This is a genomic window from Bradyrhizobium acaciae, assembly GCF_020889785.1.
Taxonomy (GTDB): Bacteria; Pseudomonadota; Alphaproteobacteria; order Rhizobiales; family Xanthobacteraceae; genus Bradyrhizobium; species Bradyrhizobium acaciae.
Genome location: NZ_JACMYK010000096.1, coordinates 1 through 26,985, shown reverse-complemented (window position 1 = coordinate 26,985; position 26,985 = coordinate 1). Strand labels below are relative to the sequence as shown.

At 65.6% G+C, this 26,985-nt stretch carries 26 protein-coding genes and 1 riboswitch; of the genes, 12 read left to right on the top strand and 14 right to left on the bottom strand.

From position 1 onward, the window contains the following. On the bottom strand, nucleotides 1-120 hold a 120-nt coding region (locus H8A92_RS28275; RefSeq protein WP_229198800.1), incomplete at its 3' end, for a LysR family transcriptional regulator. 117 nt (nucleotides 121-237) lie between these two features. Between H8A92_RS28275 and H8A92_RS28270 the strand changes: the two genes are divergently transcribed. Together H8A92_RS28270 and H8A92_RS28265 are read left to right on the top strand one after the other, a co-directional pair. Continuing rightward, the gene (locus H8A92_RS28270) at nucleotides 238-804 is read left to right on the top strand and encodes a chromate transporter (RefSeq protein WP_229198799.1); all 567 of its coding nucleotides are present in this window, start codon (nucleotides 238-240) and stop codon (nucleotides 802-804) included. After that, nucleotides 801-1,331: a chromate transporter gene (locus tag H8A92_RS28265; protein ID WP_229198798.1), complete on the top strand. Its 531-nt coding sequence runs from the start codon at nucleotides 801-803 to the stop codon at nucleotides 1,329-1,331. The genes H8A92_RS28270 and H8A92_RS28265 overlap by 4 nt, the downstream gene beginning before the upstream one ends. Here H8A92_RS28265 and H8A92_RS28260 read toward each other — a convergent pair. Then, nucleotides 1,322-1,489 carry a hypothetical protein gene (locus H8A92_RS28260; protein WP_229198797.1) on the bottom strand — a complete coding sequence of 56 codons (168 nt, stop codon included), beginning with the start codon at nucleotides 1,487-1,489 and terminating at the stop codon, nucleotides 1,322-1,324. The genes H8A92_RS28265 and H8A92_RS28260 overlap by 10 nt on opposite strands. A gap of 153 nt (nucleotides 1,490-1,642) precedes the next feature. Here H8A92_RS28260 and rnk point away from each other — a divergent pair, with 153 nt between their 5' ends. Next, complete coding sequence (rnk, locus tag H8A92_RS28255) at nucleotides 1,643-2,062, top strand: nucleoside diphosphate kinase regulator (RefSeq protein ID WP_163163197.1); 420 nt, start codon at nucleotides 1,643-1,645, stop codon at nucleotides 2,060-2,062. A 160-nt stretch (nucleotides 2,063-2,222) separates the two neighbouring features. Here the strand turns inward: rnk and H8A92_RS28250 are convergent, their stop codons facing one another. After that, a complete protein-coding gene (locus tag H8A92_RS28250) occupies nucleotides 2,223-2,417 on the bottom strand; it encodes a hypothetical protein (protein WP_229198796.1) in 195 nt (64 codons plus the stop codon). Between the two features lie 140 nt (nucleotides 2,418-2,557). After that, on the bottom strand, nucleotides 2,558-3,622 hold the full coding sequence (locus H8A92_RS28245) for a ketopantoate reductase family protein (protein ID WP_229198795.1): 1,065 nt from the start codon (nucleotides 3,620-3,622) through the stop codon (nucleotides 2,558-2,560). 194 nt (nucleotides 3,623-3,816) lie between these two features. Between H8A92_RS28245 and H8A92_RS28240 the strand changes: the two genes are divergently transcribed. The 8 genes from H8A92_RS28240 to H8A92_RS28205 all read left to right on the top strand — a co-directional run bounded on the left by H8A92_RS28240 (nucleotide 3,817) and on the right by H8A92_RS28205 (nucleotide 11,494). Next, nucleotides 3,817-5,082, top strand: a complete 1,266-nt coding sequence (locus H8A92_RS28240) for a TetR/AcrR family transcriptional regulator (RefSeq protein WP_229198794.1) — start codon at nucleotides 3,817-3,819, stop codon at nucleotides 5,080-5,082. 267 nt (nucleotides 5,083-5,349) lie between these two features. Then, a complete protein-coding gene (locus tag H8A92_RS28235; RefSeq protein WP_229198793.1) occupies nucleotides 5,350-6,588 on the top strand; it encodes a branched-chain amino acid ABC transporter substrate-binding protein in 1,239 nt (412 codons plus the stop codon). A gap of 125 nt (nucleotides 6,589-6,713) precedes the next feature. Beyond that, nucleotides 6,714-7,661 (top strand): branched-chain amino acid ABC transporter permease, encoded by a 948-nt coding sequence (locus H8A92_RS28230; RefSeq protein WP_229184578.1) that lies wholly within the window; start codon nucleotides 6,714-6,716, stop codon nucleotides 7,659-7,661. Further along, the gene (locus H8A92_RS28225; RefSeq protein WP_229198792.1) at nucleotides 7,658-8,950 is read left to right on the top strand and encodes a branched-chain amino acid ABC transporter permease; all 1,293 of its coding nucleotides are present in this window, start codon (nucleotides 7,658-7,660) and stop codon (nucleotides 8,948-8,950) included. The genes H8A92_RS28230 and H8A92_RS28225 overlap by 4 nt, the downstream gene beginning before the upstream one ends. After that, complete coding sequence (locus H8A92_RS28220) at nucleotides 8,947-9,696, top strand: ABC transporter ATP-binding protein (RefSeq protein ID WP_229198791.1); 750 nt, start codon at nucleotides 8,947-8,949, stop codon at nucleotides 9,694-9,696. The genes H8A92_RS28225 and H8A92_RS28220 overlap by 4 nt, the downstream gene beginning before the upstream one ends. Continuing rightward, nucleotides 9,696-10,391, top strand: coding sequence for an ABC transporter ATP-binding protein (locus H8A92_RS28215; RefSeq protein WP_229198790.1), 696 nt, complete (start codon nucleotides 9,696-9,698; stop codon nucleotides 10,389-10,391). Before H8A92_RS28220 ends, H8A92_RS28215 begins: the two co-directional genes overlap by 1 nt. 120 nt (nucleotides 10,392-10,511) lie before the next feature. Then, nucleotides 10,512-10,748: a hypothetical protein gene (locus H8A92_RS28210; protein WP_229198788.1), complete on the top strand. Its 237-nt coding sequence runs from the start codon at nucleotides 10,512-10,514 to the stop codon at nucleotides 10,746-10,748. A 125-nt stretch (nucleotides 10,749-10,873) separates the two neighbouring features. Next, complete coding sequence (locus H8A92_RS28205) at nucleotides 10,874-11,494, top strand: hypothetical protein (RefSeq protein ID WP_229198786.1); 621 nt, start codon at nucleotides 10,874-10,876, stop codon at nucleotides 11,492-11,494. Nucleotides 11,495-11,923: 429 nt separating this feature from the next. On the opposite strand, the gene H8A92_RS28200 is transcribed toward H8A92_RS28205, so the two are convergent. Next, a complete protein-coding gene (locus H8A92_RS28200; RefSeq protein ID WP_229198784.1) occupies nucleotides 11,924-12,838 on the bottom strand; it encodes a LysR family transcriptional regulator in 915 nt (304 codons plus the stop codon). Between the two features lie 68 nt (nucleotides 12,839-12,906). On the opposite strand from H8A92_RS28200, the gene H8A92_RS28195 reads away from it, so the two are divergent. Continuing rightward, complete coding sequence (locus tag H8A92_RS28195) at nucleotides 12,907-13,521, top strand: GNAT family N-acetyltransferase (protein ID WP_229198783.1); 615 nt, start codon at nucleotides 12,907-12,909, stop codon at nucleotides 13,519-13,521. 50 nt (nucleotides 13,522-13,571) lie between these two features. On the opposite strand, the gene uca is transcribed toward H8A92_RS28195, so the two are convergent. The 9 genes from uca to H8A92_RS28150 form a co-directional block, all read right to left on the bottom strand. Continuing rightward, nucleotides 13,572-17,114 carry an urea carboxylase gene (uca, locus tag H8A92_RS28190; RefSeq protein ID WP_229198781.1) on the bottom strand — a complete coding sequence of 1,181 codons (3,543 nt, stop codon included), beginning with the start codon at nucleotides 17,112-17,114 and terminating at the stop codon, nucleotides 13,572-13,574. Nucleotides 17,115-17,117: 3 nt separating this feature from the next. Beyond that, nucleotides 17,118-17,768 carry an urea amidolyase associated protein UAAP2 gene (locus H8A92_RS28185; protein ID WP_229198780.1) on the bottom strand — a complete coding sequence of 217 codons (651 nt, stop codon included), beginning with the start codon at nucleotides 17,766-17,768 and terminating at the stop codon, nucleotides 17,118-17,120. Beyond that, complete coding sequence (locus H8A92_RS28180) at nucleotides 17,765-18,610, bottom strand: urea amidolyase associated protein UAAP1 (protein ID WP_229198779.1); 846 nt, start codon at nucleotides 18,608-18,610, stop codon at nucleotides 17,765-17,767. The genes H8A92_RS28185 and H8A92_RS28180 overlap by 4 nt, the downstream gene beginning before the upstream one ends. After that, entirely contained in the window at nucleotides 18,607-19,443 is an 837-nt protein-coding gene (locus H8A92_RS28175) for an ABC transporter ATP-binding protein (RefSeq protein ID WP_229198776.1), read from the bottom strand. Before H8A92_RS28175 ends, H8A92_RS28180 begins: the two co-directional genes overlap by 4 nt. Next, nucleotides 19,440-20,258, bottom strand: coding sequence for an ABC transporter permease (locus tag H8A92_RS28170; protein WP_229198775.1), 819 nt, complete (start codon nucleotides 20,256-20,258; stop codon nucleotides 19,440-19,442). Before H8A92_RS28170 ends, H8A92_RS28175 begins: the two co-directional genes overlap by 4 nt. Before the next feature lie 44 nt (nucleotides 20,259-20,302). Continuing rightward, nucleotides 20,303-21,376 carry a putative urea ABC transporter substrate-binding protein gene (locus H8A92_RS28165; RefSeq protein ID WP_229198774.1) on the bottom strand — a complete coding sequence of 358 codons (1,074 nt, stop codon included), beginning with the start codon at nucleotides 21,374-21,376 and terminating at the stop codon, nucleotides 20,303-20,305. A 78-nt stretch (nucleotides 21,377-21,454) separates the two neighbouring features. Beyond that, a riboswitch (guanidine-I (ykkC/yxkD leader) is annotated at nucleotides 21,455-21,565 on the bottom strand. 292 nt (nucleotides 21,566-21,857) lie between these two features. Further along, a complete protein-coding gene (locus H8A92_RS28160; protein WP_229198773.1) occupies nucleotides 21,858-22,535 on the bottom strand; it encodes a hypothetical protein in 678 nt (225 codons plus the stop codon). 79 nt (nucleotides 22,536-22,614) lie between these two features. Then, nucleotides 22,615-23,151: an invasion associated locus B family protein gene (locus H8A92_RS28155; protein ID WP_229198772.1), complete on the bottom strand. Its 537-nt coding sequence runs from the start codon at nucleotides 23,149-23,151 to the stop codon at nucleotides 22,615-22,617. Between the two features lie 38 nt (nucleotides 23,152-23,189). Next, the coding region (locus H8A92_RS28150) for a beta strand repeat-containing protein (protein WP_229198771.1) at nucleotides 23,190-26,985 on the bottom strand (3,796 nt) is incomplete at its 5' end.

The window sequence follows — 26,985 nt, the reverse complement described above, 5'->3', positions numbered from 1 at the left end:
TTCCAGCGCGCGGATCTGCTGGCTCAGCGGCGGCTGCTGGATGCCGAGCCGCGCGGCGGCGCGGGTGATATGGCCCTCCTCGGCGACCGCAACGGCATAGCGGAGATGACGCAGCTCGATCATCGGAGCGATCCATATGCAATAGATATGCAGATTTCCCTATCCATATATTGGATATTTGGCACGCGGCCAACTAGAGTCGGCTCAACAACAACGCGAACCGGAGCCGCCTCGCCGATGGACGCCATACCCGCCGCTCAAACCACCAAGCATGCTGCACCTGATATCGGCGAGTTGTTCACGGGCTTCTTCATCCTCGGACTGACCGGCTTCGGCGGCGTGCTGCCGCTGGCGCGCCACATGATGGTGGAGAAGCGCGGCTGGCTCTCCAGTGCCGAGTTCACCGACCTGCTCGGGCTCTGCCAGTTCCTGCCCGGCGGCAACATCATCAACATGTCGGTGGCGGTCGGGCTGAAGTTTCGCGGCATTCCCGGCGCGTTCGCGGCGATCCTCGGCCTGATCGCGGTGCCGACCGCGGTCGTGATCGGCCTCGGCGCGATCTACGGCCGCTTCGCCGACGACCCGGTCGTCCGTCATCTGTTCGGCGGCCTCGCCGCCGCGGCCGCAGGCCTCCTGATTTCCACCGCGACCAAGATCGCGTGGCCGTTGCGGCGGGATGTGCTCGGCCTCGTCATCGGCGCGCTCTGCGTGCTGGCGATCGCAGTGTTTCGGCTGCCGCTGCTGCCGACCCTGCTGACGCTGGCGCCGCTCAGCATTGTCCTCAAGTCGAGGCAGGCATCGTGAGCGGAACGCTGGTCACGCTCGCGCTGATCTTCAGCCAATTGTCACTGCTCGCCTTCGGCGGCGGCAACACCATCCTGCCCGAGATGCAGCGCCAGGTGGTCGACATCCATCACTGGATGACGGCGCAGGAATTCGGCGCGCTGTTCGCGTTGGCGCAGGCCGCGCCGGGGCCGAACATGATGGTGGTCCCGCTGGTCGGCTGGCATGTCGCCGGCTTCTCCGGCGTGCTGGTGACCTCGCTCGCCAAGTTCGGACCGTCGTCGCTGGTCACCGGCTTCGCGCTTCAGCTCTGGGAACGCTTCAAGGACCGGCCGTGGCGGCGCACGGTGCAGGCCGGGCTGATTCCGGTCACCGCCGGCCTCGTCACCGCCAGCGCCATCGTCATCACCCACGCATCGGTCTCGAGCTGGGGCACCGTCGTGATCGCCGCAGGCGTCGCGATCGCCACCACGACGACCCGCATCCATCCGCTGCTCGCGCTCGCCGCCGGCGCGGTGCTCGGCCTCACTGGCGTCGGTCAGCCCTGACCCGCGGCCAATTGCACGTCGTTCCACGACGCGCGCGTGCGCGCTTTCGCCGCAATGGATGCGTCGTCACGAGCGGCTATGTTGACGGTGCCATGATCGACATGTTGAGCATCGACACCCGCATAGCGCGCCTCGGATTGCGCGCCGGACGTCTGCACGCAGGCAATTAGCCGGCCGGCGATCGCGCGCCGTCCGGATTCTCGACGTCGTCAATTCATAACACCATCAAAATCATTCGGCCCGTCGCGTCGCACGAGATATTCGTGCGCCGGCGTCGCCGCGCCTGCGATCAACCGCAAAGATCATCCGAGATGACCCGAACCATTCAGAACGACTTTACCGCTCCCGCATTACCACCGATCGTCATCACTGCGAGCGAAGCGCATCGCCTTAGCGCGCTGGCCGATTCCAGCATGGCGGTGTTTCCACGCGTGGCCCAGTTCCTCGCGCGCGAGACCGACCGGGCCCGCGTCGTCGCCGACGATTCCGAACTGCCTGACGTGGTCCGCATGGGCTCGCGCGTGCGCTACCGCGATGACGAAACCGGCGATGTCAGGGAGGTCGTGCTGGTCTATCCGCACGAAGCCGACATCGCGCTGCGACGCATCTCGGTGCTGACGCCGGTCGGCGCCGCGCTGATCGGATTGTCGGTCGGCCAGACCATCGATTTCCAGACGCCGAGCCACCAGACGCGCTCGGTGACGATTTTGGCCGTGAAGCAGCAGAGCTAGCCGGCGCCGCGCGCTCGTTGACACAAGCAGCGTGAGTGAGCCACCGGCCGATGGGCTCCCTCCCCCCTTGCGGGGGACCCCGCAAGGGGAGAGGGAGCCTGACTGGCGTGCTCACCTCACGTGAGCGGGTCGCGACACTCTGGCGCTGCGTAGGTGATCCTTACGCCGCCAGATGGCACTGCCCCATCTCGAGCCCGTGCCGGCGCCCGCGGGCGATGCCCTCGGCGATCGCCTTCACGACGATCTCGGCGTCGTCAGGGGGAAGATGGTCGAGCGGCCGCCAGGCGCGCATGATGTCGCGCGCGCGGTCGAGGTCGCCATAGATTGCAAGGAGAGGAAGCGATTTGATCGGCATGAGCGTGGCTCCCAACCGCAACTGCGCGAGCCTACCTCAACCAGGTAGGGCGAGCCATGCGTTCGACAGCCGCGATTGCATGCCCTGCCGATCGCCGATGCATGGCGAGGGCGTACTGCCCCCGCCATCACAAATCGTCGCTACTGGGCGCCGGAGCCGCCCTGCACGATCTTCTCGTTCAGCTTCTGATCGACGGTCTCGACCGTGCGGTCGATCTCGGCGCTGGGCGTGCCGAGCTGATGCGAGATCAGCTTCACCAGCAGGTCGACGCGCTCGATGAACGGCGCGCCGGCGGCGACCGCGCGGGCCGCCGATGACGGCTTGAGCAGGCTTTCCGCCGCCTTGGCGTATTTCGCGAACGGCACCTGGTCCGCCGGATCGGCGCCGAGCTTGCGCGCGATGCCGTCGACATGGTCATAGATCGCCTGCGACCGCGTCAGATCGCCGTGCACGGCCTCGCGGATCGATTGCGGCTCTGTCGGCGTGATGCAGCGATAATTGCCGGTGAGCAGCATCGACCACTTCGCCAGCGGCACGAACAGCGAATCGAAAACCTTCAGCTTCACCGGCACGTCCTGGCCGTCGAGCGTCACCGCATCGATATCGGCCTCGAGCTCGCGCAGCACCTTGTTGTGCGTGTCGTCGGCGAACGCGGAAGCCTTGAAGTTGGTCGGCAGGCCGACATGCAGCACGTTGGCCTTCTCCTCCGGCGGACGGAACGCCTGCGGATCCGGCGAGCACAGCGTGACAAGGCCCGGTTCGAAGCGTTCCCAGACCTGCGCATTGGTGTAGGCCTCCTCGAGGTCCATGCCGGCGAGCGCGGGGATCCGCTTCAGATAAGGCAGCGGCGGCATGTTCATGATCGACAGGCACGGCAGCTTCGCCGCCGCGATCTTGATCATCAGCACGCGAACCGTGTGGTTGGTGTATTGCGGCTCCTGCATCGCCAGGCCGACCATGTCGTAGCGCGACAGATCGACATCGGCAGGCGTGACGGCGTCGAGCTTGCCCGGCAGGTCGCGCGAGAAGATCGAGCGATGCTCCTTCTCGTCGCGCAGCTTGATCCGCACCTCGGTGCCTTCGCGGTTGATCAGATCAGCGGTGTTCTTCCGGCACACCAGGGACACGTTGTGCCCTGCCATCAGAAGCTTGGTCCCCAGCAGGGAGCCGTAGGAAGCTCCGAGGATCAGAATGTTGCGCGCCATGCTCTCTTAAGCCCTTCTCTTCAAAATCCTGCCCTGAGGGTGATGCCGGCTGATGCCCGGTCGATATTGGCCGTCCAGCGTGTCCCCGGTCCGGCGTCCGCCAAATCACCCCTCGGACAACACGATCCATCTGGTGTATGGTATGCCACGGTCTATCGCAGATCGACAAGCCGCTGCCAAGGGGATTATCTCGCGTGCGGATTTCGTTCCGCGATCAGGAAGGGCATTCGAGCTTGCAAGTCGCCGCCGACCCGACGGATCGGGCTGAAGAAATCCTAGTCTCGGCTTCCCGGCTGTTTGCGCGCCACTCCTATGCGAACGTGACGATGGAGCAGGTCGCCGCATCGGTTCGGGCCGTGCCGGGCGCGCTCTATCACTATTTCCGCGACAAGGAAGATCTGATCTTCCACTGCTATCTGCGGGGACTGGCGATCTATCGGCACGAAATGGAAACGGCCGCCGAGCCCGGCATCGACGGGCTCGAGATCGTCAGGCGCTTCGTGCGCGGCCGGCTGCGGCCTGAAGGCCAGCGCATGATCCTGTTCACCGATATCGATGCGCTGGCCGCGCCCTACAGCAGCGAAGTCCATGCCAGGCGCTGGCAGAATGCCGCGCTGCTGGCGGACATTCTGAATCGAGGCGTGGCTGATGGTTCGATCGCCTGCGACGAACCGCTGCTCACGGCCGTGGCGCTGATCTCGATCCTGGACTGGGTTCCGTTCTGGCTGTCCGAACGCGACTACTACACGCGCCAACAGGCGATCGATGCGATCGACGACATCATCACGCACGGCGTCTACCGGCGCGAGATCGCGATACCTGAGATGCCCGAGCCGCTCAGCCTTGCCCCGTTCCTCGAGTCTCGCGCAGCGCTGAACAAGCGGGCCGCGAAGTTCGACAGGATGCTGTCGATTGCCTCCGACAGCTTCAACCGAAGGGGCGCTTCAGGCACATCGCTCGAGAGCATCGCCGTGGACGCGGGCATGACCCGCGCCGGCATCTACTATCACTTCAGCGAAAAGGAGAGCCTGTTGCTGGCCTGCCTGCGACGCGGGCTCGCCGGCGAGGTCAGCATTCGCGAACACCTGCAACAGCACAGCCTCGGTGCATTCGATCACATCGTGCAGCGAATCCGCTTGCTGCTGATGCTGCACGACACGCCCTGCGGGCCGAAGACGACCTACCACAACATCAACTATCTCAACGATGATGACCGGAAGGCCTATGTCGGAGACGTGCTGGCGACGATCCGGCAGGACCAGAACAGCTATCAGCGCTGGATCGACGAGGGCCGCTTCCGCCGCATCGACACGTATTTCGCAGAGCGTATCTTGACCGGAATGGGCCATTGGTATCCGATCTGGTTCAAGACCCGACGTGACTGGTCACCAGCAGAAATCGCCGATCATTTCGCGCGGCTGTTCCTCGTGGGACTCAAGCCGCGCAGACATCCGGCCTGAACCGAACATGGGGCTCGCATCGTGCGGGCCTCGGACGACGTCCGTTCCCGAGTGGCGATCCGCGAGCAAGCGCGGCCTCATCCAAAAGTTTACCCGTAATTCAAAACCACGATCGATTTCGAAGGCATATAGTCTATAACATTATAATACCTTCCGCTAAAACTTGACGCGGTATTCAAAGCCAAAGTTGCGAAGGCTCGGCAATTGGGGTTATGAGACGGCCTCGATCGCTGAACATCAAGAAACACAAGCAAGGGAGAACGCAGGATGCATAAGCTGATCGTTGCCGCCGCGGCAGCGCTGACGGTGTTGGGAGGCGCGGCGTCCGCGCAGGAATCCATCAAGATCGGCTATATCGATCCGCTCTCCGGCGGCGGCGCCAGCGTTGGCGAAGGCGGCCTGAAGACGTTTCAGTATCTCGCCGACGAATTGAACGCCAAGGGCGGCATCCTCGGCCACAAGGTCGAGATCGTTCCGCTCGACAACAAGACTAATCCGCAGGAAAGCCTGGTGCAGGCGCAGAAGGCGGTCGACGCCGGCGTCCGCTACATCACCCAGGGCAACGGCTCGTCGGTCGGCGCTGCGCTGGAAGACTTCGTCACCAAGAACAACTCGCGCAACCCCGGCAAGGAAGTGCTCTACTTCAACTACGCCGCGGTCGATCCGAGCATGACCAACGAGAAGTGCAGCTACTGGCATTTCCGCTGGGACGCGAACTCGGACATCAAGATGGAAGCGCTGACCAACTACATGAAGGGCCAGCCGACCATCAAGAAGGTCTACCTGATCAACATGGACTATTCGTTCGGCCAGTCGGTGCGCGCGGCTGCGCGCAAGATGCTGGGCGAAAAGCGGCCGGATATCCAGGTCGTCGGCGACGAATTGCACCCGATGCTCAAGGTCACCGACTTCTCGCCCTACATCGCCAAGATCAAGGCGTCGGGCGCCGACACCGTCGTGACCGGCAACTGGGGCCAGGACTTCGCGCTGCTCTTGAAGGCGGCGGCCGACGCCGGGCTCAAGGTCAACTGGTACACCTATTATGCCGGCGGCGCCGGCGGACCGACCGCGATCAAGCAGACCGGCCTCGAGAACCAGGTGTTCCAGATCAGCGAAGGCGTCCCGAACTCCGGCAACAAGGCGGCGATGGATTTCGAAAAGGACTTCCGCGCCAAGACCGGCATTTCCGTGTGGTATCCGCGCGCGGTCAACGAGATGCGGATGTTCAAGGCGGCCGCCGAGAAGGCCAACTCGATCGATCCGGTGAAGGTCGCGGCCGCGCTCGAAGGCATGAAGTTCGAAGTGTTCGACGGCGGCGAGGGCTTCATCCGCAAGGACGACCACCAGTTCTTCCAGCCGATCTACATCTCCTCGTTCGGCTCGCTGGCCGACAAGGCCAAGGAGCCGTTCGACGAGGAAAACACCGGCTGGGGCTGGCACATCGTCTCCAAGATCGACACCGAGCAGACGATGCTTCCGACCACCTGCAACATGAAGCGGCCCTGATCGGCCACGCCCTTCTCCGTCATTCCGGGGCGATGCGAAGCATCGAACCCGGAATGACGTGATGCCCCTTTCCTTCGACAGGTCTTTGATCACGTGAACCGTTCCCAGTCTCAAGCGGGTGCGCCATGGCTGAATTGATCGTCATCTCGACGCTCAACGGCGTCTTGTTCGGCATGCTGTTGTTCCTGCTGTCGAGCGGGCTCACCGTCATCTTCAGCATGATGGGCGTGCTGAACTTCGCGCATGCCAGCTTCTACATGCTCGGCGCGTTCTTCGGTTATCAGCTCACGCGCTGGATCGGATTCTGGCCGGCCCTGGTGCTGGCGCCGCTTCTGGTCGGCGCGGTCGGCATGGCCGTCGAGCGCTACGGCCTGCGCAACACCCACAAGCACGGCCATGTCGCCGAGCTGCTGCTGACCTTCGGTCTTGCGTTCGCGATCGAAGAGATCGTCTCGATGATCTGGGGCAAGAGCCCGGTCGATTATCGGGTCCCGGCGGCGCTCGACTTCCCCGCCTTCACCGTATTCTCCACCAATTACCCCGCCTACAAGATCTTCATGCTGGTGGTGTCGGTCGTGATCTTCATCGCGCTGCTGGTCACGCTGAAGCGGACGCGGGTCGGCCTCATCGTGCAGGCGGCGCTGACCCATCCGAGCATGGTCGGCCATCTCGGCCACAATGTCGGCCGCGTGTTCATGCTGGTGTTCGGCGTCGGCAGCGCACTGGCCGGTCTTGCCGGCGTCATCGCCGGTCCGTCGCTGGTGACGCAGTCCGATATGGCCGCGTTCCTCGGCCCGATCCTGTTCGTCGTCATCGTGTTCGGCGGCCTTGGCTCGCTGCCCGGCGCGTTCATCGCTTCGCTGCTGATCGGGCTGATCCAGACCTTTGCGGTCGCGCTCAATGGTTCGCTGGCCAGCGTGTTCGGTCCGCTCGATCCGAGCCTCGGCGCCTCGCCGCTCACCGACATCTGGAACGTCACGATCGCGCAGATCGCGCCGATCCTGCCCTATCTGCTGCTGGTGCTGGTCCTGATCTTCCGCCCGATGGGCCTGCTGGGGACGCGCGAGTCATGACCAACGCCCCGACGCCCTCCATCGCCGCGGCCAAGCAGGAGCCCGGCAGCGCCCTGAGCTTCTATGGCGTCTGGCTGCTCGCCGCGGTCGCGCTCGTGGTGCTGCCGATGGTCTTCTCCTCCGGCGGCTCGCTGACCTCGTTCAGCCTGATCGGCATCGCGATCATCTTCGCACTGTCCTACAACATTCTGCTCGGCCAGACCGGGCTGCTGTCGTTCGGACATGCGGTGCAGTACGGCCTCGGCGGCTTCCTCGCCGTGCACGTCATGAACGCGGTCGCCAGCCACAACTGGCCGATTCCGCTGCCGGCGATTCCGCTGGTCGGCGGCATCGGTGGCGCCGCCTTCGCGATCGTGGTCGGCTGGGTGATGACCAAGCGCGCCGGCACCGTGTTCGCGATGATCTCGCTCGGCATCGGCGAACTGGTCGCGTCGTCGTCGCTGATCCTGCGCAGCGTGTTCGGCGGCGAATCCGGCATCACCACCGACCGCACCTCGCTGATGCCGCTGTTCGGCTGGACCTTCGGGCCGCAGATCCAGGTCTACTACCTGATCGCGTTCTGGGTGATGGTCTCGGCAATCGCGATGTACGCACTGACCCGCACGCCGCTCGGCCGCATCTGCAATGCGGTGCGCGACAATCCGGAGCGTGTCGAGTTCATCGGCTACGATCCGCATGTGGTGCGCTATTTCGCCTACATGTTCGCCGGCTTCTTCGCCGGCGTCGCCGGCGGCCTCACCGCGATCAATTTCGAGATTGCCAACTCGGCCTATCTCGGCGCGACGCAGTCGGGCCTGGTGCTGTTTTCGGCGTTCATCGGCGGCACCGCCTATTTCTTCGGTCCGATCCTCGGCGCCATCCTGGTGACCTATCTGCAACTCGGGCTGACCAGCGTCACCTCGGTCTGGCAGCTCTATTTCGGCATCATCTTCATCGGCATCGTGATGTTCGCGCCCGGCGGCATCGCCGGCATCCTGATGAAGCACCGTCCGCTGATCCGCGCCGGAACGCTTCGTACCGTGATCCCGTCCTATCTGGTCGCGGCGATCCCGACGCTGGCGTTTGCACTCGGCATCATCCTGACCATCGAGACCGTCGCGCGCTTCTCAGGTGGCGACCCGATCAAGCTGCTCGGCATCCCCTTCGTCGCGACGGCGCCGACGACCTGGGCGTCCGCAGCGGTGCTGTTCGTCGGCGGCTTCCTGGTTGCGCGCATCACCTGGCGGCGCGTCGCGGAAGCCTGGGACCGCGCTGCGACAGTGGCCCGTGATCGGGGGTATCTCGCATGACCGCGGCCATCCAAGTCAACGCCGTCGAGAAGAGCTTCGGCAATGTCCAGATCATCCGCGACCTCAATCTGAGTGTCGCCAAGGGCGAGCGTCACGCCATCATCGGTCCGAACGGCGCCGGCAAGTCGACGACGTTCAACCTGATCTCTGGTCACATCAAGCCGACCTCGGGCGAGATCCGCCTGAACGGCGAAGTGACCTCGGGCCTCAGGCCATTCGAGATCAACCGGCGCGGCCTGTCGCGCTCGTTCCAGGTCACCAACGTGTTCGCCCGCATGACGGTGTGGGAGAACGTCCGCTGCGCCGTGCTGTGGGCGACCGGCCACCGCTACGCGTTCTGGAAGAACGTCGACACTCTGCCCGAGGTGAAGCAGCGCACCGCTGAAATCCTCGACGAAATCCATCTCAGCCATCGCCGCGACGTGCCGGCGGGCCTTCTGACCTATGCCGAGCAGCGCGAGCTCGAGATCGGCATCACGATCGCCGGCGGCGCCAGCGTGATCATGCTGGACGAGCCGACCGCGGGCATGAGCCACGCCGAGACCGAGCGCGCCGTCGCGCTGATCCGCCGCCTCACCGAGGGCCGCACGCTCGTCATCGTCGAGCACGACATGAGCGTGGTGTTCGGCCTCGCCGACCGCATCTCGGTCTTGGTCTACGGCCACATCATCGCCTCCGGCACGCCCGAGGAAATCCGTGGCAACCCGAAGGTCAAGGAAGCCTATCTCGGCGAGGAGGTCGAGTGATGCTCGAGGTCAGGAATCTTCACGCCTATTACGGCAAGAGCCACATCCTGCAGGGCGTCGATCTCGACATCGCCGCCGGCGAGGTCGTGAGCCTGCTCGGCCGCAACGGCGTCGGCCGCTCCACGACCGTCAAGGCGATCATGGGCGAGGTGCCGCCGCAGGGCACTATCCGCTTCAAGGGCCAGGACATCGCGGGCCTGCCGAGCCACAAGATCGCCCGCCTCGGGCTCGGCTATGTGCCTGAGCATCGCGACATCTTCCCGAGCCTGACGGTGCGCCAGAACCTGATTCTCGGCATCAAGGACCCGCGTCGCCCCGGCAAGTGGCGGCTGCAGGAGATGCTCGACATGTTTCCCAACCTCGCTCGCCGCGCCGACACGCCGGCCGGCGTGCTGTCGGGCGGCGAGAAGCAGATGCTGACCACTTGCCGCACGCTGCTCGGCGATCCCGAATTGATGATGATCGACGAGCCGACCGAAGGTCTCGCACCGCTGATCGTACAGCAGGTCGGCGAGCTGATCGCACGGATCGCAAAGGCCGGGGTCGCCATCCTGCTGGTCGAACAGAAGCTGTCGATCGCGATGAAGATCTCGAACCGCGTCTACATCATGGGTCACGGCCGCGTGGTGTTCGAAGGCACGCCGGAGCAGCTCAAGGCGAACGCCGCCGTCCGCGAGGAATGGCTGGAGGTCTGAGGCGCGAGCCGCCGAAAGAGGGCTTTGACCCTAAGGCGACGTCACGAGGCCTGTTGATCCACGTCAACTACGCATTCACGACCGTCGGATATCCATACCCGGATTCCGAAAGGTCGCCAGATGCGCAGGAATTTCACGCTGCCTGAACTCGAGCATGAACTGGGGTGTCTCGAAGAGGGCGCCGTCCACCACATGATGCGGAGGGACTACGAACGGTTGTTCGGTGAGAACGATGCGGCCCTGAGACGACTACGCAATTTCGCGAAGAGCCATGATTGCGTGGCTAGCTTCGCCGACGAGCAGATACTTTTTCGCAAGCTGGTGAGCGCAACCGAAAGCGCCAGACCTGTCGAGTAGGCGATAGTCCTGTCGCGCACCATCGGCTCGAGGGGCACGGTAGGTGCGCATAAACGCAACTCGCGCTTGACCTCGACGCCCCGGCTCAGGTCTAGTGAGGGTGCCGAACACGTCGCCGCAGCTGGATGGCGCTGACCACTCGCCTTTGTCTGGAGAAAAGCCAGATTTCGCAGAGCAAGAGATTTACCCGGTGGTCCAAGGATCAGGACCGAGAACTTCTGCAGCTCCGCAACTCCGGAATGCATACCCGCTTGCTCGCTGGCGCGCTCGGACGCACGGAGACTGCGATCAAGGCTCGCCTTGCCGTCCTTGCCAAACATCCACCGCCAGTCGAACCAGCGCCGCAGGCCGGCAACATCTCAATAACCGCTATCGATTGCTGGATCGCCGATCAGGGATTTACGGCAGCCGCCAGCCGGCCGTTCGCGGCGACCCGGCGCGAACGCCTGCGTGCGATCGGACGGAAGAACAAGCAGCATGGGTTGGAGCCTCAGGCGACGATCGAGACGGCGGTACCGGCGGACGCTCAATTCGTTTCAGCCGTTCGCACCCGCAGACCGATCGAAATCGCACGGAATTGGCTGTTCGAGCGGCAGAGCTATCTGCAGCACAGCAACCAGTTTACGCGCGATATGGTTGCGCGAACCGAGGAACGGCTGCGAGTGTCCCGTGCGATTCTAGCCCATCCGCTTGCACCCATCGTCAAGCGCGCCGTCACGCGCATCGAACCAGATGGGCAACGTTGAGCATAGGGCTGGACCTCCGTCAGGCGATCCGGGCGATAACAAGGTTAGCCCGCTCGTTGATTGTGCTCGGATGGCCTGGAGCGAGCGATGATCGGCACCCCCCGTATTCCTACGGGTCACAGCGGATGCCACGACGTCCAACCAACATATGTTAATCTGCGAACCGCATGCCCGGCAACACCTGGATCGACGGGTCGGATCCATGCGACGACATCGCCGGCGCGCAGCGTCTGGCCGGGCTTCGCTAGCACCGACACAATCCTGCACGCGCTTGGCGCGGGTGCATGCCGATCTCCATCTTCATCGGCTCGAGCGGGCTCGCCACCGGACAGATGCGAAGCGCGGTTGGCGGACGCCGCCACGCTGGATGTACTGACGAAGCCCCCGGCCATGCCGTCCAAGCTCGCTGGGCAAAGCGGTATGGATCGGTCACGCCGGAGCGCGGGCGGGCTTCCTGTATTCCGCGGTCTCGGCGCGAAGCAGGTCGCAGAATTCGAGCGCTAGACGGCTGCGCGGCCGTTGCGACGGAAACAGCAGCACGGTGGTGATCTCCAGCCGCGGCGTGAACGGCTTGAGCACGATCCGGGCACTGGCAAAATCCCGCGCCACGACGGGATCGACGATCGAGAAACCCAGCCCCTGTGCAACGAGAGCGCAGCGCTGCATGCTGTACTGAATCTCCGCCACTGTTCTGACCTCAGCCCCGGCGTCTTCGAAGGCGCGTTCGAGGCGCGATCGATGCGGCGCGCCTGGGGCTGCCGCAATCATCGCCTCGCCGTGCAGGTCTTTCGGCTTGATCAATCGCTTGGACCGCAGCCGGTGCTGGCGCGGCAGCACGCAGACGGCGTCGGTCGTCATCAGCAGTTCGTCGTCGACCGCGGCAAAACCCGACTGGGGTCGCGCCAGTCCGACATCGCACTGGCCCGCGGCAACCAGACTCCAGACCCGTTCAGGGCTATGCACGGCGACCGACAGCATGATGCCGGGATTCTTCCTGGAGAAGTTGCTGACGATCCGCGGCATCAACGAATAGGTGAATGCCGGAAGGCAGGCGATCCTCAGCGTCCCGCTGCCCCGCGCGCGAATACCGCGCGCCGCACGCGCCAGGTACTCCAGCCCGGCCTGGTTGCGCTCCACCTCATGCAAAAATATCTCGCCTTCCGGCGTCAAGGTGACGCCGCCGCGCCCGCGTTCGAACAGCGCGAAGCCGATCTCGCGCTCCAGCCGCGCGATGGCGCGACTGACGAAGGGCTGCCCGATCCGCAGGCTCAGGGCCGCTTTGGTGATTCCGTTGTGACGCACGACTTCGCGAAACAGGTCAACGTGTCTCGGTTTCAGGCCCATGACCAATCTGCATATGAACTGCCATTCCGGTCATTTGACGGCATGTTGGTTCGATGCGTCAATAGGGCATGCAATTCGTAGACAGCCATGCCGCTTTGGCCACCGACCGCATCCTGCTGACCAGGATCCACGGTTCCGAGATCTCGCGGCTCAAGCCGCTTGGGGATGCCGGACTGCGGCAGCTCGATCGCGGCGGCTCCGCCCAGGCGGCGGCCGCGCGCATGGCAGCCACGCTGAGCGGCGCGAACGTCACGGCCGCGTTCGCGATCGAGGACGCCGGGTCCGGCGACATCATCGGCCTTACCGCTGTCGCGGCGCTCGAGCCGGACGAGAAGCGGGCAACGCTCGCGCCGATCTGGAGCAGCGGACGATTGGACCAGGTCCTGCTCATGAGCCATGTCGCGCATCTCATGACGCGGTATGCCTTCGAGGCACTCGCCGTCGAGCGGGCCGAGGTGCATCTGGATTGGCGCCTGCGGCGTACGCTCGAGCTCTACACCGGCCTCGGCTTCCGCTGCGAAGGACGGCTTCGTGCCTATTTTGCCTGCGACGAAGGTCCATCCGCCGACGCTGCGGTGCTCAGCGTGGTGCGCTCCGGATGGCCGGCCATCGTCGACCGACAGCGCCGGCTCCTTGCCGACGAGGCGTGGCGCTATCGGCTTCCGTCCGATCGTCCCCCATAGGGCAATGACGGGGACAGGACCGCAGCAGATCGCTTGTAACGCGGCCGAAGCTACGCCGGCCGGATCAACGCCACGACGTCCCCCGCGCGCAGCGTCTGACCGGGCTTCACGGGCACCGATGCGACACGGCCCGCCGCGGGCGAGAGCACCGAAATCTCCATCTTCATGGACTCGATGATCGCCAGCACGTCGCCGGCCGCCACCTCGGCGCCCTCCTCGACCAGGACCTTCCAGATATTGCCCGGCACTTCCGAGAACGCACCGATCTGGCCATCGGGGATGCCGGTCGCGACGGCACTCGTATCGATCGGTTCGGCCGGCGCCTCGTCGAGCTTCATGTCGCGCCAGCGCTGACGCTCGGCGTCGAACGCCGCCTGCTGGTTCGCCTTGAACGCGGCGATCGACGGCTGCGCCTCGGCCAACCGCTTCGCGTAGTCGGCGTAGGAGAACTCGCCCTGCTCGATCTTGATATCATATTGCCCGTGCGGGAATGCGGCCCGTGCGTCCAGCAACTCTTCGGCGTCGACCGGGAAGAAGCGGATCTTGTCGAAGAACCGCAGCAGCCAGGGATGGCCCGGCTCGAACACCCGCGTGGTGCGCCAGCTGTTCCAGACCTGGATGGTGCGGCCGAACAGCTGATAGCCGCCCGGCCCTTCCATGCCGTAGATGCACATATAGGCGCCGCCGATTCCGACAGCGTTCTCCGGCGTCCAGGTCCGCGCCGGATTGTACTTCGTGGTCACAAGGCGATGCCGCGGGTCGAGCGGAGTTGCCACCGGCGCGCCGAGATAGACGTCACCGAGGCCGAGCACGAAATAGTCGGCATCGAACACGATGCGGCGGACATCGTCCTCGCTGCCGAGCCCGTTGATGCGCCGGATGAACTCGACATTCGACGGACACCACGGCGCGTCCGCGCGGACCAGCTCCTGATACTTGCGCATCGCGAGTTCGGCCTGCGGATCGCGCCACGACAACGGCAGATGCACGGTGCGGCTCGGCACCCGCATCGCGTCGACCGGCGGCAGTTCGCGCTCGATCCGGCGCAGCACGTCGAGCAGCTTGCCGCGCGACAGCGCGGTGCCGTCATAATGGATCTGGAGCGAGCGGATGCCCGGCGTCAGATCGATCAGGCCGCTGAGCTTGGCCTCCTCCAGCGCCTCCGCCAGCACATGGACGCGCAGCCGCAGCGCGATGTCGAGTTCCATCGGCCCGTACTCGACCAAAAGATTGTCGTCACCGGCACGGCGGTACACCACCGGAATCGGACCGTCATCGTAACGGCCGACGATCGCCGATCCCAGTTCGGGCGCGCGCAGCACGGTAGGGCCTGCGACGGGATCGTCGCGCGTCGCCGGCACAAAGCGCACGGTGTCGCCGGGCCGGAGCTGGCCGATCTTCCAGAGCTCGTCGCGCGCGACGACCGCCGGACAGACGAAGCCGCCGAGGCTCGGTCCGTCCGGCCCGAGAATGATCGGCATGTCGCCGGTGAAGTCGATCGAGCCGACCGCATAGGCGTTGTCATGGATGTTCGACGGATGCAGCCCGGCCTCGCCGCCATCGGCGCGCGCCCAGCGCGGCTTCGGCCCGATCAACCGCACGCCGGTGCGGGCGCTGTTGAAGTGCACCTCATAGTTCGATGCGAACAGCGTCTCGATATCGTCGTCGAGGAAGAAGTCCGGTGCACCATGCGGACCGTAGACCACGCCGATCTGCCAGGCCGATGTCAGCTCCGGCTTCTCTTCCGCCGTAGCGCGCCGCGGCCCTGCGAGGCCCGATGCCTCCGCACCGATATGCAAGACGTCGCCGGCTTTCAGCGCGCCTGTCGCATGGCCGCCGAAGGCTCCGAGCGCAAACACCGCGCGCGAGCCGAGGATTTGGGGCACGTCGATGCCGCCGCGCACGGCCAGATAGCTGCGCTGACCCGGGCCCTTGATGCTGCCGATGGCAAGCGTCTGGCCCGCGCGCACCGCAACCGGTTCGTCATAGGCCACATCTGCGCCGTCGAGCGACGCCTTCATCCGCGCGCCGGACAGCGCGACCGTCGCATCGGTGTTGAAGCGCAAGGTCGGCCCGTTGACCGTCAGCTCCAGCGCGGTCGTGGTTTCCGGATTGCCGACCACCCGGTTGGCGAGCCGAAACGACCGTTCGTCCATCGGGCCGCTCGGCGGCACGCCGACATGCCAGAGATGCAGCCGGCCAGGCAGCTCCTGCACACCGCTCTGCGCACCGGGTGCGACGATGTCGATGCTGCGCGGCCGATAGGCGAATGCGCCGAGCACGCCGGTCGCCACCTGCCCGCTGCGGAACACGTCAGACGCTGCGATGGCGCGCAGATAGTCCAGATTGGTCTCGATGCCGGCGACGACCGTGTCATTCAACGCTTGCGTCAGCTTTGCGATCGCGGCGTCGCGCGTCTCGGCCGACACGATGATCTTGGCCAACATCGGATCGTAGAACGGCGAGACTTCGGTGCCGGTCTCGATCCAGCCGTCGATCCGCGCATCGCTCGAAAAGGTGACCTGCGTCAGCCGCCCGGCGCTCGGGCGAAAGCCGGCCCCCGGGTTCTCGGCATAGAGCCGCACCTCGATCGCCGCGCCCTTTGGCGTGAGCGCACCGGCCTGGCTCAGCACGTCCTCGCCGGCTGCCTGCCGGATCATCCATTCGACCAGGTCGACGCCGGTGACCTGCTCGGTGACGGGGTGCTCGACCTGGAGACGGGTGTTGACCTCGAGGAAGTAGAAATCCTCCCGCTCGACGTCGTAGATGAATTCCACCGTGCCGGCGGATTCATAAGACACCGCCTTGCCGAGCGACACCGCGGCCGCGTGCAGCCGCCGGCGGATGTCGGCGGATAGGCCCGGCGCCGGCGTCTCCTCGAAGACCTTCTGGTTGCGCCGCTGCAGCGAGCAATCGCGTTCGCCGAGCGCGACCACGTCGCCCTCGCCGTTGCCGAAGATCTGCACTTCGATATGCCGCGCTCGCGCCACGAACCGCTCGAGATAGACCCGCGCGTCGCCGAAGCTTGCCCGCGCCGTACGCTGCACGGATTCGAATCTCTCACACAGCGTCGCCATGTCGTGGCAGAGCTGCATGCCGATGCCGCCGCCGCCCGCCGTGCTCTTCAGCATCACCGGAAAGCCGATCCGCTCAGCCTCGCGCACCGCCTCGTCGATGGTCTCCAACAGACCCGAGCCCGGCAGCAGCGGCACGCCGCTTTGCTCGGCGATCTCGCGTGCACGGTGCTTGAGGCCGAAAGCGTCAAGATGCTCCGGCCGAGGTCCGATGAACTTGATGCCATGCTCGGCAAGCCGCTCGGCGAAGCGGCGGTTCTCCGACAGGAAACCGTAGCCGGGATGCACCGCCTGCGCACCGGTCGCGAGGCACGCCGCCATGATGGCATCGACGTTGAGGTAACTCTCGGCGGCCGGTGCAGGACCGATCCGCACCGCCTCGTCGGCCGCGAGCACCGGCCGCGTGAAGCGGTCGGCGTCGGAATAGACTGCGACCGAGGCAATACCCATGCTACGCAATGTTCTGCCGATCCGCCCGGCGATCTCGCCGCGGTTGGCAGTCAGGACCTTGCTGAACATGCCTCACGCCTCCGGCTCGAAGATCGCGACGTCGAAGATCGTCACCTGGACCGGCGTCGGGAAGAAGCCGTTGCAGGGATTGTTGATCTGCGGGCAGTTCGAGATCAGGCACAGCACGTCCATCTCGGCGATCAGCTCGATGGCGTCGCCGGGCTTCGAGACGCCATCGACCACGGTGAAATTTCCGGCGGGATCGATCGGCACATTCATGAAGAAATTCAAATTCGGCACGATGTCGCGCTTTGACATGCCGTACTTTGCGGCTTCTACCACGAAGTTCTCGCGGCAGGCGTGCTGGTAACGGGTCTGGTGCCCGAACCGCACCGTGTTGCTCTCGCAGGAGCAGGCGCCCGCCGAGGTGTCGTGCAGGCCGCAACTGTCGGCCGTGACGCGCAGCATCACGCGGCCTTCATTGGACATGATCTGCGTGCCGAGCCCGACATAGGCCGAGCCCTGCGCACGCAGCGTATCCTGCCCGCTGTAGCGCTCGCCGAAATCGTCGGCGCGATAGAACAGCGTATCCACCGCCTGCTGGCCGTGGGTATCGGTGATGCGCAGGGTCTGGCCCTTGCGGATGATGGCCGACCACGGCTTGCGCGCGGGGATTTCGACGTCGAGAACGATGCGGCCGGACCGAACGGATTGCGTGGTCATCGCACGGCTCCTTCGCGCGTCTCGCCGAAATACAGCGCGTTGTTCGCGAAGGCGCGGATCGCTTCCGCCGTCGCGGTGCGGCACAGATCGTCGGCGGCCGGCACGCCCGCGCGATAGCGCACGATCTCCACACTCGCCTCCGGATAGGCTTTGGCCGGATCGAGCGGATGCGGACAGTTCGAGAGCGCGATCAGCAGATCCATTTCCGCACGCAGCTCGACGAAGTCGCCACTCGCGCGGCGCGCTTGGGACCAGACAAACCCGCCGTCCGCGTCGATCGCGACCGGGGCGAAGAAGCTCACGCAGGGATGCACGTCGCGGCGATCGAGCCCGAGTTTGGCCGCGGCGAGGATGAAGTTCTCGCGCGTGTTGCGGAAACTGCCGTCGCCATACTTCGCCTGGTTGGTCGCCGCGGACGAGCCGCCGACCACTGCATCATGCGCGGCGCTGGTGTCCTCGGTGATGGCGAGCAGCGCGCGCCCCATGTCGGACAGCAGCACGCGTCCCTTCTGCAGCCGTGCCGCCCACTGCACCTTGATGGTGTCGGCGTGGTTCAGCCGCTCGGTGGTATCAGCGCAGTTCCACGCGAGCAGGCTCACGGTCGATGTCCCCTGTGTGTTGACGATACGCAGCGTGTCGCCGCGGTTCAGCGGCGTGGTCCAGTACCAGCCGCCCGGAATCACCTCGCGATGGATGATCGCATCGGTCGCGATCGGCGCGGCATCGCGCGCAGTCGGCGCCGGCAGCGCCCGCGGCGCGTGCTCCTGTCCCGCGGCTTTCAGCTCGTTGTAACGTCGGGTATGCGCCGCGATCTCGGCCTTCTGTTCCTCTGTGAGGATCATGGTTGCTCCTTCAAGACGAGAGCGCCGGGCCGTCCCGGCTGATGCTCCTTGCCTGACCGGGTCGTCCCGGCCGGAGCTGGTTGAACCGACGACCGCAGCTCTGCCCTGCGGCGCGGGAAAATCTCGAGATCACGCGACACCGTGGCGCCATAGCGCTCGCGTTCCTCGGGCCGGTTGCGCGATCGCTCCAACGCGATCACGCGCGTCGCGAGCCCGAAGGCTTCGCTAAGGTCGTGTGTCACCATCACGACCGTCAAATGGGTCTCGTTCCAGAGCCGCTTCATCAGCACATGGATGTCGGCGCGGATTCCAGGATCGAGCGCGCCGAACGGCTCGTCGAGCAGCAAGATCTTCGGACCGCGCATGATCGCCTGCGCCAACGCGAGGCGCTGTTGCATGCCGCCCGACAGCGCCGAGGGATATTTGCTCTCCTGGCCGGCGAGTCCGACTTCGGCGAGCAGCTTCATGGCCTCATCGGCGGCGGCGGCGCGCCGCGCGGCGCCGAACAAGCGGGCGGAGAATTTGGCATCTCGAAATTCGCGGCCGAGCATCACGTTCTGGAGCACGGTCAGATGCGGAAACACCGAGTAGCGCTGAAACACCACGCCGCGGTCGGCATCCGGCTCGGCGAGCAACGGCTTGCCGTCGACCAGGATCTGCCCGCGGCTCGGCTGCTCCTCGCCGAGCAGCATGCGGAGCAGCGTGGTCTTGCCGCAACCGGAGGGACCGACCAGCGCAATGAACGCGCGCGGCTCGACCTCCATCGTGACGCGTTCGAGCACGATGTGATCGCCGTATTCCTTCCAGACGTCGTCGAACCGGATCGCGCTCATTCCGCCCTCACCGAGGCAAACCAGGGAAACAGCCTGCGCTGCATGAGGCGCAGGCCGACATCGATCAGGAACGCCAGCAGCGTGATCCAGGCGACGTAGGGGATGATGACGTCCATCGCGAGATAACGGCGCACCAGGAAGATCCGGTAGCCGAGCCCGGAATCGGATGCGATCGCCTCGGCCGCGATCAGGAACAGCCACGCCGGGCCGAGCTGCAGCCGCAGCACGTCGATCAGCCGCGGCAGGGTTTGCGGCATCGCGACCCGCAGCGCGATCTGCCAGGTCGAGGCGCCGAGCGTCTGCGCCTTGACGATCTGCTCGCGCGGCAACTCCTGCACCTTCATGGCGAGGTCGCGGATCATGCAAGGCAGCGTGCCGATCACGATCAGCGCGATCTTGGAATTCTCCCCCAACCCCATCACGATGAACAGGATCGGCAACAACGCCAGCGGCGGCACCATCGATGTCACCGATACGAACGGCCCGAGCAAGGCATTGGCGCCCGGCAGCAGCCCGATCACGATGCCGAGCACGAGCGCCGCCACCGTCGAGATCGCCAGCGCTGAGCCCAGTCGCCCGAGGCTGGCGACGGTGTCGGAGAGCATCAGATGGCCGCCGGTGCGCGGGTCGACCTCGAACGCCATCTGCTTGACCGCCTGCACCATGCTCGGCAGCGCCGGCAGCAGCTTGTCGTTCGGGTTTTGCGTGAGCCGTGCGCTGGAGCCGGCGAAATAGGCGATTGCGACCAACAGGAACGGCAGCGCGAGCAGATAGAACCGCGTCTGCCGTCCCGGCCTTATGTTCACAAGTCGCATCGTCGGCTCCTGCTGCGGCGGCACTACACGATCAGAGCTTGCCTTCAAAGCTTGCCTTGGGCGGCTTCGTCCATGTAGGTCGGGTCGAAGCGCAGCTTGACGTTCGACTTGTCACCCAGCACCGACTTGTCGGCGAGCTCGATGCCGACCGCGTCGGCCGACTTCGCGCCCTTGCCGAGCAGGTCCTTCTCGAACAGGAACTTGCGGACGCGATCCATGGTCACGCCGATCGTCTGGCTGCGCGTGAAGGCTTCGGCATCGGTCGCCTTGTCGAACAGTTTGGTGGTCGAGAGCTGGCTGTCGAAACCGGCGAGATCGGTACCGGAGGCCTTGGCCATCGCTTCCTTGGCAGCCTTCGCAGCGGGATCGTTCGCCGTCATCTTCGACAGCGTCTCGTACCAGATGCCGACCAGCGCCTTGGCGAAATCCGGATTGTCCTTGGCGACCGCGGTGTTCACCACCATCAGGTCCATGATCTCGCCGGGAATCTGCGAGGAATCGAACACTTTCTTGGCGTCGGGCGAGCCGAGGATTTCCGTCACGATCGGATTCCAGGTCACGACCGCATTGACGTCAGGCGTCTTGTAGGCGGCCGCAATATCGGCGTCCGAGGTGTTGACGACCTTGACGTCCTTCTCGCTCAGCTTGCTGGTTTCGAGCGCACGCGCCAGCAGATAGTGCGACACCGAGAATTCGACCAGATTGACAGTCTGGCCTTTGATCGCAGCGAGGTCGGACTTGTTCTTCAGGATCACGGCGTCATTGCCGTTGGAGAAATCGCCCATCACGACCGCGGTTGTATCGACGCCGCCTGCGGCCGGAATCGAAAGCGCGTCCATGTTGGTGATGGTGACGGCGTCATAGCCGCCGGCGGTGTACTGGTTGATCGATTCGACGTAGTCGTTGAACTGCTTGACCTCGATTGCGATGCCGTATTTGTCGGCCCACTTCTTGACGATGCCGGTGTCGGCCGCATAACCCCACGGCATCCATCCGACATAGATCGACCAGGCGACCTTGAAGCTTTTCTTCGGCGCGGCGTCGGCGGCAGGAGCCGCCGCGAGCACGACCGCGCAGCCGATGACAACAGAGCGAAGGAAGAAAGAGAACTTGTTCATTGCCGATCCCTCTTGCGAAACTTCACAAAAAGGGACTGGCGAAAAGACCATCGCTCCGCCAATCCCTTGGCTAACGAGGTCTCCCGGGCTTTTATCCCGCCGTGCACCTGCGGGGATGTCTCCCCCGCAAGCGGCTGCTCTCGGACCAGCACCTTGCCTGGCAAGATCGGAACCCTAGCGGCCAACTCGGCGTCATTAATGCACGAGCCGTGCCACGGCTCCGCCAGTTGAATCTCACGAGATTTTTCGGCGCGCGCTGCTCAGGCGCAACGATGCTCTGCTCAAAAACTGCGCAGACCTGCTCAGAATTGGCTCTGTCCTTTCGCCACCCGCGCTCGCAGCATGGCGATGGACAGTGTCGAGGGGGAAGTTCGATGCGCAAGCTTCTGAGCGTTCTGTGCGCCGGCCTCTGGCGCGGACTGCACGGCCGGTTCGGCCTGGTGCCGACGTCGGACGCGCGAGGGCCCAGCCTCTGGCCGCGCTAGCCTGCGATCCGCAGCGCGGTCACCGCGACGCACGCATTGCCGAGCGGAATCAGCACCACTTGCGCGCCGTTCGGCAGCGCCATCGTCGCGAGCTCACCGAGCGCGCCAGTCTGCCCGTTGAGCTTGGCGAGCTCGGCGGCGACCGTCGAGCAGTTCTCCGCCCGCGGCGTCACCCGTACCAGATTGCCTTCGCAGGACGATCCGACCGGCGCGGCAAACACGATACCGGCGGCCTGCTGAACGGTATTGCCTTGCGGGGCCTGGTTCGGTGCGAGCGCGACCAGCGACTGTACCGAATGGGAATTGCCGGACTTGGCGTCCCACTGCGACTGAGCGGTGTAGTTGGAGTTCATCGCGAGACCGCGGCCGAGCGTCCCGAACAGATTGGCGCAGGTCACGATGTTGCCCTGCCGCGCCTGATCGTCGAACACGGTCGGTTGCTGCCCCGCCTGTTGCGGCGGAACGGATGCCGCCGCAGCGGCCGGCGTCTGCGCCTCCTGCGCACGCTGTTTGTGCGGCTGCGGCTTCGCAGCGGCGGCGGGCTTCTTGACCGGCGCCGGTGCAGCCGGCTGCAATGGTATCGGCTGCGTCTGCTGCGCATAGACCACGACGCCGGCGGCACCGAGCGCGGCCACAACGACCGCAACAAAGATCAATCCAAGGGTGCGCCGCATCGACCATCCGTCCTTTTCACTTCGCGCTTCGGTCTCGAGCCGGATGCCGGAATTCCACATCCGCATGTCCGACCTCGCTTCATTTCAGTTTCGCCAGCACGCCGGACAGTCCGTCGAGCGGCGCTTCCATCATGATCGGCCCGGTCTGCGGGAGCTGGTAGGACACCAGGCACGGCGTCGCCGCGCGGATGTGCCGCCTCAGCACGTTGCCGATCGCGATCGTCGCGAAGCAGAAATTGGCGTCGCAGCGATCCGTCTGCGCAACGATGCGGTCCGGACTATCGCCCATGGCAAGCTCGATCTGCGCGCCGACGCCCGCGGCTGCGGGAATGCGCATCGACATCAGCGGCTTGCCGTCGGCCGTCGCAATCAGCGACCAGTTGAAGGCGACCGCGCCTTGCGCGTTGACGATCGATTGCGTGACGTTGCAGACCCGGCGCTTCGATTTGAGACTCTCGTCGCAAATCAAGGTCCAGTTCTTGAACGGCTGGATCATCCGCCTGAACTCGCCGAGCGTCTCGCCTTCCGGCACCATGACGTCCGATGGCTTCACGGTGTAGGCGAGCGGCAGCGCAGGCTGCGCGGACGCGATTGCCGCGTCCGCGAGCCAGATCACCAAAGCCAGACACGCCGGCCGCCTCGTCGACGTCAGCGTCAATTGAGCGTCAGGCTCACGCCGGCGCTGACGCCCCAGTCGCCGCCGGCCGTGGTCGCCGCCGCGTTGGTGCGCAGCTTGCCGTTCTCGCTGGTGTAGCCGATGCCGAAGGCGAGCGCGCCCTGGCTGCGCCAGACGCCGCCGCCGGCCGATGCGCTGATCTTGCCGGGCCGGTCGTCATAACGCAGCGATGCGGCGGCCATGCCGATCGCCGCGGCACGCCAGGCGTCCTGCCGCACCTCGCCGATCTGGCCATTCAGCTGCTGGAACGCGCTGTTGAGCTGGTTGACGTTCACCGCATCGGTGCCGGCGACGCCCGCCGCCACGTTGCTGATGGTCACCGGCCCGCCGCTGCCGCTGTTCAGCGTCACCTTGTTGGTGGTGTTGCCGGAGGCATCGGTGTCGTAGCGGATCGAGCTCGACGCAACCGCCTGCAGCTGGCTCACATTGACCGCATCGGTCGCAGCCGAACCCGCGGCGACATTGGTGACACGGCGTTCGGCGCCGGACGAGCCCACCGACACTTCGCCGGTCGCAACCCCCGCGACGGTCTTGCCGACGACAGGCGTATAGGCCGCATCGCTCAGATTCGCCGTCGTGGTGGCGTTCGCGCCGAGCGCCAGCGAATTGGCCGCCGTCGCCTTGGCGCCGGCGCCGATCGCGACCGAGTTGGCGGCCGACGCGGCCGAGCCGTTGCCCATCGAGATCGCGTTGGCGCCGCTCGCGACCGACTGCGGTCCGATCGCGACGCTCTCCGCACCGGTCGCGATGGAATCGGCCGCGGTCGAATTGGCGTGGAAGTACTTCACGCCGCCACCGCCGGTCGAGATATTGCTGACCGTGGTATAGAGGGCGGCGAGCGAAGTGTTGGTGGCCCAGAGCTGCGAGCCGTTGATCGCATCCGTCGAGGTCGAGGTGATCTGGCCGGCGGCCACGTTGGTGATGGTGCGCTCGGCACCGGCGCTGCCGACGCTGACGGTCGAGGTCGGCGCGGTGCCGGCGAAGTCGTAGGTGGTGCCGGCGATCGTGGTGCTGGCGGTTTTGACCACCGTCGAAGTGGTCGAATTGGCACCGAGCGCGACGTCGCCGGCCTGCGCGGTCGCCTTGGCGTTCGGGCCGAGCGCGACGCTGGTGGGGTTGGTGGTCTGCGATCCTGCGCCGATCGACACCGACTGGATGCCGTTGGCCGCCGCATTGGTTCCGAAGGCAATCGAGTCGGCGAAGTTCGATACCGAATTCTGGCCGATCGCGATGCCACCGGGTGCGGTCTGCGCCACGGTTGCGCCAAAGCCCATGCCGATGCCGTTGTCGCCGTTGACCACGGTCTGCGGCCCCACCGCGACGGAATTGCTTCCGACCGCGAGCGAGTCGGCGAGCGTCGAGTTGGCGTGGAAGTATTTCGTGGTCGTGGTCGCGAACGATGTCAGCGCACCGGTCAGCTGCCGCACGGTCACGGCGTCGCTCGACTGGGTGCCGTCGGCGACGTTGGTGATCTGCCGGTAGCTCGTCGCATTGCCGACCGACACCGCGCCGAGCAGGGTCAGATCGGTGGTGTTGTAGGGGATGATGGTGCCGCCGATCGTGCCGGACGCCGGCGCCAGCGCACGGTTGGAGATCGAACCCGAGCCGAGCGCGACGCCGTCGGCGACGGTCGCCTGGGTGTTGAAGCCCAGCGCGGTTGAATTGGCGGCGGTCGCCGAGGCGGCAACGCCGGCCGCCATCGAGTTCACGCCGGTCGCGCCGTTGTTGGCGTAGTTGGCCTTCTGGGTGCCGCCGTCGTTGTAGCTATAATAATGGGTGAGGCCGTTGCTGACGATGGTCGAGAGGCTGTCGATCGCCGAGGTGGCGGCGAACAGCTGCGAACCGTTGATCGCATCGGTCGAACCGTTGCTGATCCGGCCCGCGGCGACATTGGTGATGGTGCGCTCGTTGCCGATCGAGCCGACGCTGACGGTCGAGAGCGGGGTGGTGCCGGCGAAGGCGTACGTGTTGCCGCCGATGACGATGCTGGCGGTTTGAACCGCCGCGGCGGTCTGGCTGCCGGAGCCGAGCGCAACAGCGCCGGCGTTGGCGGCGGTCGCGTTGGCGCCGAGCGCCAGCGCGTTCGCCGCGCCGGCACTCGAATTGACACCGAGAGAGGTCGCCTGAACGTCGGAGGCCGCCGCGTTCTGGCCGATCGCGGTGCTGGAGGTGGCCGAGGCCTGGGCATTGGGTCCGATCGCCGTGCTGAATTGGCCCGTCGCCTTGGCGATGTAGCCCAAAGCCACGGAGTCGAGCGCCGACGCGCTCGAGGCAAAGCCGACCGCGACGGCATTGTCCGCGCCGGTGGTCGACGAATTGCCGACGGCGATGGCGTTGGTGCCGGTTGCGCTTGCCAGCGGGCCGACCGCGACCGAGTCGGTTCCGACCGCGGAGGAATCGGCAAGCGTGGAATTGGCGTGGAAGTATTTGATGCCGCCCCCGACGTTGATGTTGTTGACGGTGCTTGCGAGGCTATCGACCGCCTGGTTGGTGGACCAGAGCTGCGAACCGTTGATCGCGTCGGTCGAAGAGTTGCTGATCCGGCCCGCCGCGACGTTGGTGATGGTGCGTTCGACGCCCGGCGCGCCGACGCTGACGGTCGCGTTCGCCGCTGTGCCGGCGAAGTTGTAGGTGGTGCCGTTGATGACCGTGCTCGGTGTATTGACCGCGGCGGCGGTCACGCTCCCGAAGCCGAGCGCGACGGCCCCCGCATTGCTGGCGTTGGCATTGGCGCCAAGCGCGAGCGAATTCGTAGCGCCGGCACTCGAATTGACACCGAGAGCGGTCGCCTGAAAGTCGGCTGCCGCCGCATTCTGGCCGATCGCGGTGCTGGATCCACCTGAAGCAGTCGCATTCGGGCCGACCGCGGTGCTGTAAGTGCCCGTCGCCTTGGCGATGTATCCCAAAGCTACTGCGTCAAGCGCCGACGCAGTAGAGGCGTTGCCCACGGCGACGGCGCTGGTGCCGGACGCCGCAGCGCTCACGCCTGCTGCAAGCGCATTTGCTCCCGTCGCGCCGAGGTTATTGTAGTTGGTATCGGTCCCGGGGGTGACGCTGTTGACACTGAAGTCATGAGGCGCACTCGCGGTGATCTGGCCCGAGAGCGTGTTGGCGACGCTGTAGAGCTGCGAGCCGTTGATGGCGTCGGTGCTCGCGCTCGTAATCCGCCCGGCCGCGACATTGGTGATGGTGCGTTCCGCGCCGACCGCGCCGACGCTGACCGTCGAGCCCGGCGTGGTACCGGCGAAGCCCGAATAGGTGATTCCGTTGATCACCGCGTTGGGCGTGCCGACCGCGGCTACGGTGACGCTGCCGGAGCCGAGCGCGACATCGCCGGATTTTGCCGCCGCCGTGGCGCCGTCGCCCAGTGCGATATTGCCGGCAAGACCGGCAGCGCCCGCGGTGGATCCATTGCCGAGCGCCACCGAGCCCTGCCCGATCGCCTTGTTGTTGTTGCCGATCGCAACCGCGCCATTGGCCTGGTTGGCGGCGGTGGCGCTGGCCGTGCCGTCGCTGTTGGCGATGTTGTTCGCACCGCCGGTGAAGGCGCCGGTGCCGCTGGCATAGCTGGGATCGCCGATCGCGACTGCGCCATTGCCGAAGGCAGTGTTGTTCGCGCCGATCGAGACGGCCTGACCGCCGGCGGCTGTCGAGTTGGTGCCCACCGCGACCGCGTTCGCGGAGCTGGCCGCGGCATTGGTGCCAAGCGCAATCGCGCTGGTCGCGCTGGCAGCCGACTGCCCGCCGATCGCAATGGCGTTGGCGGCCGATGCG

What these genes read in the sequence shown, in the direction of transcription:
- H8A92_RS28270 (WP_229198799.1), top strand. Translation starts at nt 238, where the DNA reads ATGGACGCCATACCCGCCGCTCAAACCACCAAGCATGCTGCACCTGAT.
- rnk (WP_163163197.1), top strand. Translation starts at nt 1,643, where the DNA reads ATGACCCGAACCATTCAGAACGACTTTACCGCTCCCGCATTACCACCG.
- H8A92_RS28250 (WP_229198796.1), bottom strand. Translation starts at nt 2,417, where the DNA reads ATGCCGATCAAATCGCTTCCTCTCCTTGCAATCTATGGCGACCTCGAC.
- H8A92_RS28245 (WP_229198795.1), bottom strand. Translation starts at nt 3,622, where the DNA reads ATGGCGCGCAACATTCTGATCCTCGGAGCTTCCTACGGCTCCCTGCTG.
- H8A92_RS28235 (WP_229198793.1), top strand. Translation starts at nt 5,350, where the DNA reads ATGCATAAGCTGATCGTTGCCGCCGCGGCAGCGCTGACGGTGTTGGGA.
- H8A92_RS28230 (WP_229184578.1), top strand. Translation starts at nt 6,714, where the DNA reads ATGGCTGAATTGATCGTCATCTCGACGCTCAACGGCGTCTTGTTCGGC.
- H8A92_RS28225 (WP_229198792.1), top strand. Translation starts at nt 7,658, where the DNA reads ATGACCAACGCCCCGACGCCCTCCATCGCCGCGGCCAAGCAGGAGCCC.
- H8A92_RS28220 (WP_229198791.1), top strand. Translation starts at nt 8,947, where the DNA reads ATGACCGCGGCCATCCAAGTCAACGCCGTCGAGAAGAGCTTCGGCAAT.
- H8A92_RS28215 (WP_229198790.1), top strand. Translation starts at nt 9,696, where the DNA reads ATGCTCGAGGTCAGGAATCTTCACGCCTATTACGGCAAGAGCCACATC.
- H8A92_RS28210 (WP_229198788.1), top strand. Translation starts at nt 10,512, where the DNA reads ATGCGCAGGAATTTCACGCTGCCTGAACTCGAGCATGAACTGGGGTGT.
- H8A92_RS28205 (WP_229198786.1), top strand. Translation starts at nt 10,874, where the DNA reads ATGGCGCTGACCACTCGCCTTTGTCTGGAGAAAAGCCAGATTTCGCAG.
- H8A92_RS28200 (WP_229198784.1), bottom strand. Translation starts at nt 12,838, where the DNA reads ATGGGCCTGAAACCGAGACACGTTGACCTGTTTCGCGAAGTCGTGCGT.
- H8A92_RS28195 (WP_229198783.1), top strand. Translation starts at nt 12,907, where the DNA reads ATGCAATTCGTAGACAGCCATGCCGCTTTGGCCACCGACCGCATCCTG.
- uca (WP_229198781.1), bottom strand. Translation starts at nt 17,114, where the DNA reads ATGTTCAGCAAGGTCCTGACTGCCAACCGCGGCGAGATCGCCGGGCGG.
- H8A92_RS28185 (WP_229198780.1), bottom strand. Translation starts at nt 17,768, where the DNA reads ATGACCACGCAATCCGTTCGGTCCGGCCGCATCGTTCTCGACGTCGAA.
- H8A92_RS28180 (WP_229198779.1), bottom strand. Translation starts at nt 18,610, where the DNA reads ATGATCCTCACAGAGGAACAGAAGGCCGAGATCGCGGCGCATACCCGA.
- H8A92_RS28175 (WP_229198776.1), bottom strand. Translation starts at nt 19,443, where the DNA reads ATGAGCGCGATCCGGTTCGACGACGTCTGGAAGGAATACGGCGATCAC.
- H8A92_RS28170 (WP_229198775.1), bottom strand. Translation starts at nt 20,258, where the DNA reads ATGCGACTTGTGAACATAAGGCCGGGACGGCAGACGCGGTTCTATCTG.
- H8A92_RS28165 (WP_229198774.1), bottom strand. Translation starts at nt 21,376, where the DNA reads ATGAACAAGTTCTCTTTCTTCCTTCGCTCTGTTGTCATCGGCTGCGCG.
- H8A92_RS28160 (WP_229198773.1), bottom strand. Translation starts at nt 22,535, where the DNA reads ATGCGGCGCACCCTTGGATTGATCTTTGTTGCGGTCGTTGTGGCCGCG.